Source organism: Sphingobacterium sp. T2, assembly GCF_000814685.1.
GTDB lineage: Bacteria > Bacteroidota > Bacteroidia > Sphingobacteriales > Sphingobacteriaceae > Sphingobacterium > Sphingobacterium thermophilum.
The window spans coordinates 1-5,501 of sequence record NZ_JXAC01000132.1 but is presented as its reverse complement, the minus strand read 5'-3'; the positions used below and the strand labels follow the sequence as shown (position 1 = coordinate 5,501).

General features: G+C 39.5%; 5 protein-coding genes and 1 pseudogene. All 6 read right to left on the bottom strand.

Annotation, left to right across the window (positions count from 1 at the left end):
- Positions 1 to 40 precede the first annotated feature (40 nt).
- Positions 41 to 391 carry an MFS transporter gene (locus SD31_RS09210; RefSeq protein ID WP_039053907.1) on the bottom strand — a complete coding sequence of 117 codons (351 nt, stop codon included), beginning with the start codon at positions 389 to 391 and terminating at the stop codon, positions 41 to 43.
- 27 nt (positions 392 to 418) lie between these two features.
- Positions 419 to 1,096 (bottom strand): D-alanyl-D-alanine carboxypeptidase, encoded by a 678-nt coding sequence (locus SD31_RS16605; protein WP_156138292.1) that lies wholly within the window; start codon positions 1,094 to 1,096, stop codon positions 419 to 421.
- Positions 1,084 to 1,728: a D-alanyl-D-alanine carboxypeptidase gene (locus SD31_RS16600; protein ID WP_156138291.1), complete on the bottom strand. Its 645-nt coding sequence runs from the start codon at positions 1,726 to 1,728 to the stop codon at positions 1,084 to 1,086. Before SD31_RS16600 ends, SD31_RS16605 begins: the two co-directional genes overlap by 13 nt.
- 73 nt (positions 1,729 to 1,801) lie before the next feature.
- Positions 1,802 to 3,400 (bottom strand): beta-N-acetylhexosaminidase, encoded by a 1,599-nt coding sequence (locus tag SD31_RS09200; protein WP_039053906.1) that lies wholly within the window; start codon positions 3,398 to 3,400, stop codon positions 1,802 to 1,804.
- A gap of 152 nt (positions 3,401 to 3,552) precedes the next feature.
- Positions 3,553 to 5,001, bottom strand: a complete 1,449-nt coding sequence (locus SD31_RS09195; RefSeq protein WP_039053905.1) for a dicarboxylate/amino acid:cation symporter — start codon at positions 4,999 to 5,001, stop codon at positions 3,553 to 3,555.
- Positions 5,002 to 5,112: 111 nt separating this feature from the next.
- Positions 5,113 to 5,356, bottom strand: a pseudogene (locus SD31_RS21270) (IS3 family transposase); the annotation flags it as partial.
- Positions 5,357 to 5,501: the final 145 nt, after the last annotated feature.

Here is a 5,501-nt window from a genome sequence, read left to right as displayed (position 1 = left end):
CCAATGTATGATCAAGCCCCATTACTAACGTAACTAAGCTTCAGTAAAAAGAAAGAGTCCCAATGCAGGCTAAAGCTCCCATAATAGGTAAAAAACTTACATAAGTCTGCATCTTTCTTCCATTAGCATCGGCATAGGCTGATAAAAACGGTAAAGCAACTACCATCGTCATATAGGCAAATGCCAAAGCATAATTTGAAAGAACGGTATTGATGATTTCAAAACCGAAAAAGTTTACAATATCATCTCCCCCCGTCTTGGACTTCGTTATGGTAATATAATAAATGGGAAAGATAGTAGAAGTAATAACGAGATTATAGGCTGAGTTTGCCCAGTCGAAGAAAGCCCACGACCGTATCAACCTTTTATCGTTCTTCTGATACGCGCTCATACTGATAATATCCTACTCCTCTTCTGATTAATAATTCTGTCTAATAAATGTGACGATACGCACCATTTCCCTACGTATATAGGATGTTGGTACCACATAATTGTTGTTCAGAAAAGAAAAAACATATCTTTTACCATTGCGCGTGATGATATATCCGGACTGACAGTGTACTGAATTGATAGTTCCTGTTTTTGCCCAGACAAAAGCTTCACCTTGATCCAACGTATAAGCATTTTTTAAAGTGCCGTCTATCCCACCTGCCGGGAAGAATAAGAAACGCTTCGCTTCTTCTGGTTCTAGATCGCGAATGGCCAACAGTAAGTCCACCATGTTGCGTGGTGTGATTTTGTTATAGGTTGAAAGGCCACTTCCATCACGAAGAATAATGGTATCTTGGAAATTGCGGTAAAAATGCTCCTGCATAAAATTGCGCAACGAATCGGTATAAAATCCGTTAAACAATTTATCTGATATTAACATATGAAGATGTTCGGCTAGGAAGTTATCGCTAGGCAGCATCATCTCACGCAATACCACATTTCGGCTCGCCGAATAAAGTGTCTTGATATCCGATGGACGTGGATAATCTCTTAAAATTTCGACATCGCGCTTCAACGTATCACGCAACAAGACTACTGCAAGACTGTCCGTCCAAATAAAAGGTTTCTCTGTCGAATAATGCTTAGGGATATTCAAATTCGACATAATGAAATCATTGGACTTAAACTTTCGGGATACCCAAAAACGACGGGCCTTCTTTTCACGGATATGGATATGTCTATCAAAATAACTAGCATAGCCACCAATCCACTATCCTTAGCACTCAACCTTACCAGATTACCATATATAGGAAAAGGAGCTATATCAGGTTGATAATATTCTTCATAATCTTCTATAGACCAACCATTTCTATAGGTTGGCTCACTTGTCTCTTGAACCACATAGTACAACTTTTTGGACGAGCTTTTCAAAAAGTCATAAACTCTTCGCGTATCCAATTTGGGATGCAAAAATGTAGGGTCTCCCGTTCCCCAAAATATCAAGGAATCTCCCCTTTCAACATAATGAATCCCCGCTATGGAGTCTCCCAGATGTTTTAACGAAGCGAACAGCGTATATACCTTCGTGTTAGAAGCTGGTGTAAAGTGATGATCTTCATTTATGCTGAACACCATCTTATTGCTATCCATGTCATATAGACAAAAACCAAAATGATGTTTAGATAATATAGTGGATTTAGCAAACTCTGATTCCAGTAAAGAGTAGTCTTGAGCTTGAGTCTTTAAGCCCAACATACTGGAAAAAATAAGTGCAGATGTATAGAGTATCTTTTTCATGATTGAAAAATAAGTATTTGCATCAATACTACAAAAACATACTTTAGGATTCTAAACCCCAAAGCCATAATCCTTATTCCGGATTATCCAGATATTTTTTAATTGCCTGTGGTACCTTGGGTTCCACATGGGTATTATCAAAAGGATCGAAATAATAAATATTATCCTTGGCATATAGGTGTAGGTGTGTTTTGAGCACCTGCTTAAAATGCTCCAAACTTTTTCTTTCCCTTGCTGTCCAAGCGGCCTCCGCCAGAGCGGCAATCCTTGGAAAAGTCATGAAGTCAAATCTGGATTCGTTGTGGATACGTTCGGTCCAAAGATTGGCCTGCATCCCTAAGATCTGTCCTTCCTTTATTTCCATCTGTTGGTACTCACTTAGGTCAATTTGATATACACTTTCCAACGAACTGAAATTGCCCGCCCACTTCCTGCCATGTTGATGTTCCTCGGCCTGCACAAAATCGAAATATAAAGGAATGCGTGGACATATGACTACCGAATAGCCGTTTCTAAGGCAGGTTTCTAGCTGTCCTTTTCTATCGTGTCGCCACCAATATTGAATAGTCTTGTCCGAAGGAAGACCTGCTTCTGCCATCTCATCCCATACAGCAAGCTTATTACCCAGATTGAACAATGAGTCTGCCATTCGCTGCATGAAATATCTTTCCACATCCTTATTGGAGGCCAAATTCAGTTTATTTTTAAGTTCTGACACATGGACATCCTCATTCCATGCATCGCTGCCAAAGGCTACCTCATCTCCACCAAGATGAACAATACCGCTAGGAAATAGCACCGTAACCTCCTTCAGAATATTGGTCAGATACTGGTAAGTACTTTCTTTTGCAGGATGAAACGTAAAATCGGGATGCTCCTTTGTTCCTCCACCACTATATTGCGGATAAGCTCTATTTGCTGCCGTAGCATGTCCCGGCATATCTATCTCGGGGATAATGTCGATGTGACGTTCCGCAGCATACGCTACAATTTCCTTGATATCCTCCTGTGAATAATATTGTGCCGGCGTATATGGATTCAAATAAGACCCCACCCCACCAATAAGAGAAAGATAAGGATATCTTTTGATCTCCAGACGCCAGCCCGGCTCATCGGTGAGGTGCCAATGGAATTTGTTCAGCTTATAAAAGGCCATGTAATCCAACAGCTGCTTCACTTTCTTCTTTCCAAAGAAATGACGTGCTTCATCCAGCATAAACCCTCTCCAGGAAAATAATGGTACATCCTTGATCTGCATCGCCGGAATTACCACCTTATCCCCTTGCCTGTAATAGTGAAATAGCTGCAGCAAACTGTTCACCGCATAAAAATAACCCTTATGGGTCTGCGCGATAACTGTAATTCCTCCATTGCTGACCACCAGCTCATAACCTTCTTCGCCCAACTCCTTCCTAGTTTGAGGTCTCTGAAATGATATGATGGCCTGTTTAGAAGTATTTAACTGACTAAGTTTTCCAAAACGTGATAACAAGTTTTGGCGCAAATAGCTTATGGCCTGCAATTCCTCTCCTTGGATCACAATATCTTTTTCAATAGTGAGAGAATCTGTGCCCGGTATAACAATCTGGGGTTGTGGAATAATCCCAACAAATTGGCCAAAAACTATATTAATAAGGAAAAGTAAATAAATAGACAACAGATATCGAAGCATAATTTAAGGCTTAAGGTGATTTACCATTACTATTTGGTAAGATAAATTAAATAAATTATTTCCAATAAATTAAGATAAATCACATTTTCATGGGATTATATAAACGAAAAGCTCCTAAAAAAGGAGCTTTTCGTTTATGATAAGAACAATCGTTAACTCATTGATTTAGTCAGAAAGTCTGGATCTTGAGCGGCAGTTTCGTCAAACTCACCTTCCCACTTAGAAATTACAACTGTTGCCAGACAGTTTCCAATCACGTTCACGGACGTTCTGGCCATATCCATAAGTTCGTCAATACCCAAAATAGCCGCAATCACGAAAGTCGGCAGACCGAATTGGTCGGCAGTAGCTATAAGAACGATCAACGAAGCACGTGGCACTGCTGCTACCCCCTTAGATGTAATCATCAACGTAAAAGCAATAAGCAGCTGTTGTCCTATAGTAAGCTCAATGCCTGCTGCCTGCGCCACAAAAATGGATGCCAACGACAAATATAAGGAGGTTCCGTCCAAGTTAAAGCTATAACCCGTTGGGATAACAAAAGAAACAATCTTACGTGGCACTCCAAAGCGCTCCATATTTTCCATAGCCTTTGGTAGAGCGGCGTCCGAGCTTGTCGTAGCAAAAGCAATAGACACAGGTTCTTTCAAGGCTGCGATAAATTTCTTAATCGGCACTTTTAGATAAAGGGCGATAGGTAAAAGCACCACAAACAGAAATACTAAAAGGGCAATATACAAACTCATCAAAAGCATGAAGAGATTTTTCAGGATATCCACCCCCAGATGCCCTACCGTATAAGCCATAGCTGCCCCTACACCTATTGGTGCAAAGAGCATGACCAAGTTCGTAAACTTAAACATAGCCTCGGAAAGGCTTTCCGTAAAATCTATAAGTGGTTTCCGCTTCTTCTCATCCACCATCGCCAACCCTATACCGAAAATCACCCCGAAAATTACTATTTGTAATACTTTGTTTTCATATACGGATTTAACAATATTTTCCGGAAAAGTGTCGCGTATAAAAGCGTTAAATTTATATACGCCATGCACGCTTGGATCAATATGTTCCAGCGCTTTGAGGTCGGATTCTGCTACAGCAGAAGTTTGTGGTAGCTCTTCATGCGGCATATGAGCCACATCTACTCCCACCCCCGCCTTGGTGATGTTTATCACCGCCAAGCCTATAAAAATGGCGCAGCTGGTAGCACAGAAAAAATAAAGCATGGACTTCCAAGCCATACGCCCCACCGACTTCAAATCCGAATGCCCCGCAATTCCGAAAACCAAAGTGGCAAAAAGTATAGGTCCTACGATAGTTTTCACCAGTTTGATGAAAGCTTGGCTCAATGGACGCATAGAAATAGCCAAATCCGGAAAGTCTAAACCCACAAAAACGCCTAACACCAGACAGGTAAGAATCCAAGTAGTAAGATTTTTGCGAACAACGGCATTGGCTACCAAAACTACTGCTGTAATCCAACGGACAGCCATCATAAAGGACGCCGATACAGCTACAATATTAAATTCATAGAGTAAGGTAATAATTATGGCTATGGTTACGGTAAACAACATCACGTAACCTACATTCTTTTTTGACATGGAATTTTCTGTTTAACAATGTAACGATTAGCAAAAATAGAAAAATACATAAGTTTACCAAATATAAAAAAGGCATGAGTTAATGGACTGCCCCCAAAAAGTTGGACGAATTTATGCAATATTTTTGATATGATGAGCTCGGTATTCTACCGGGCTCATTCCATTTAAATTAGTTCTTATCCTTTTGTTGTTGTAATATTTAATATATTCTATAATATCCTTAGTTAATTCCAGTATTGACCTATATTTCTTTAAATAAAACAACTCTGATTTTAGTACCCAAAAAGTTCTCTATAATAGCATTATCTAGACATGTTTCCCTTTCTGACATGCTCTGAATAATTTCATTGTTCTTTTAATAGTATTTTGATATTATTTTTAGCCTATATATGTTCCTTGATCGAATGTAATATAGTCTTTATATGATCTTTGTTCCTTCTTTTTTCTTCTTTGATGCTTTATCTAGCATGTCTTCAACCTGTTTATAGTTAGGATGATGT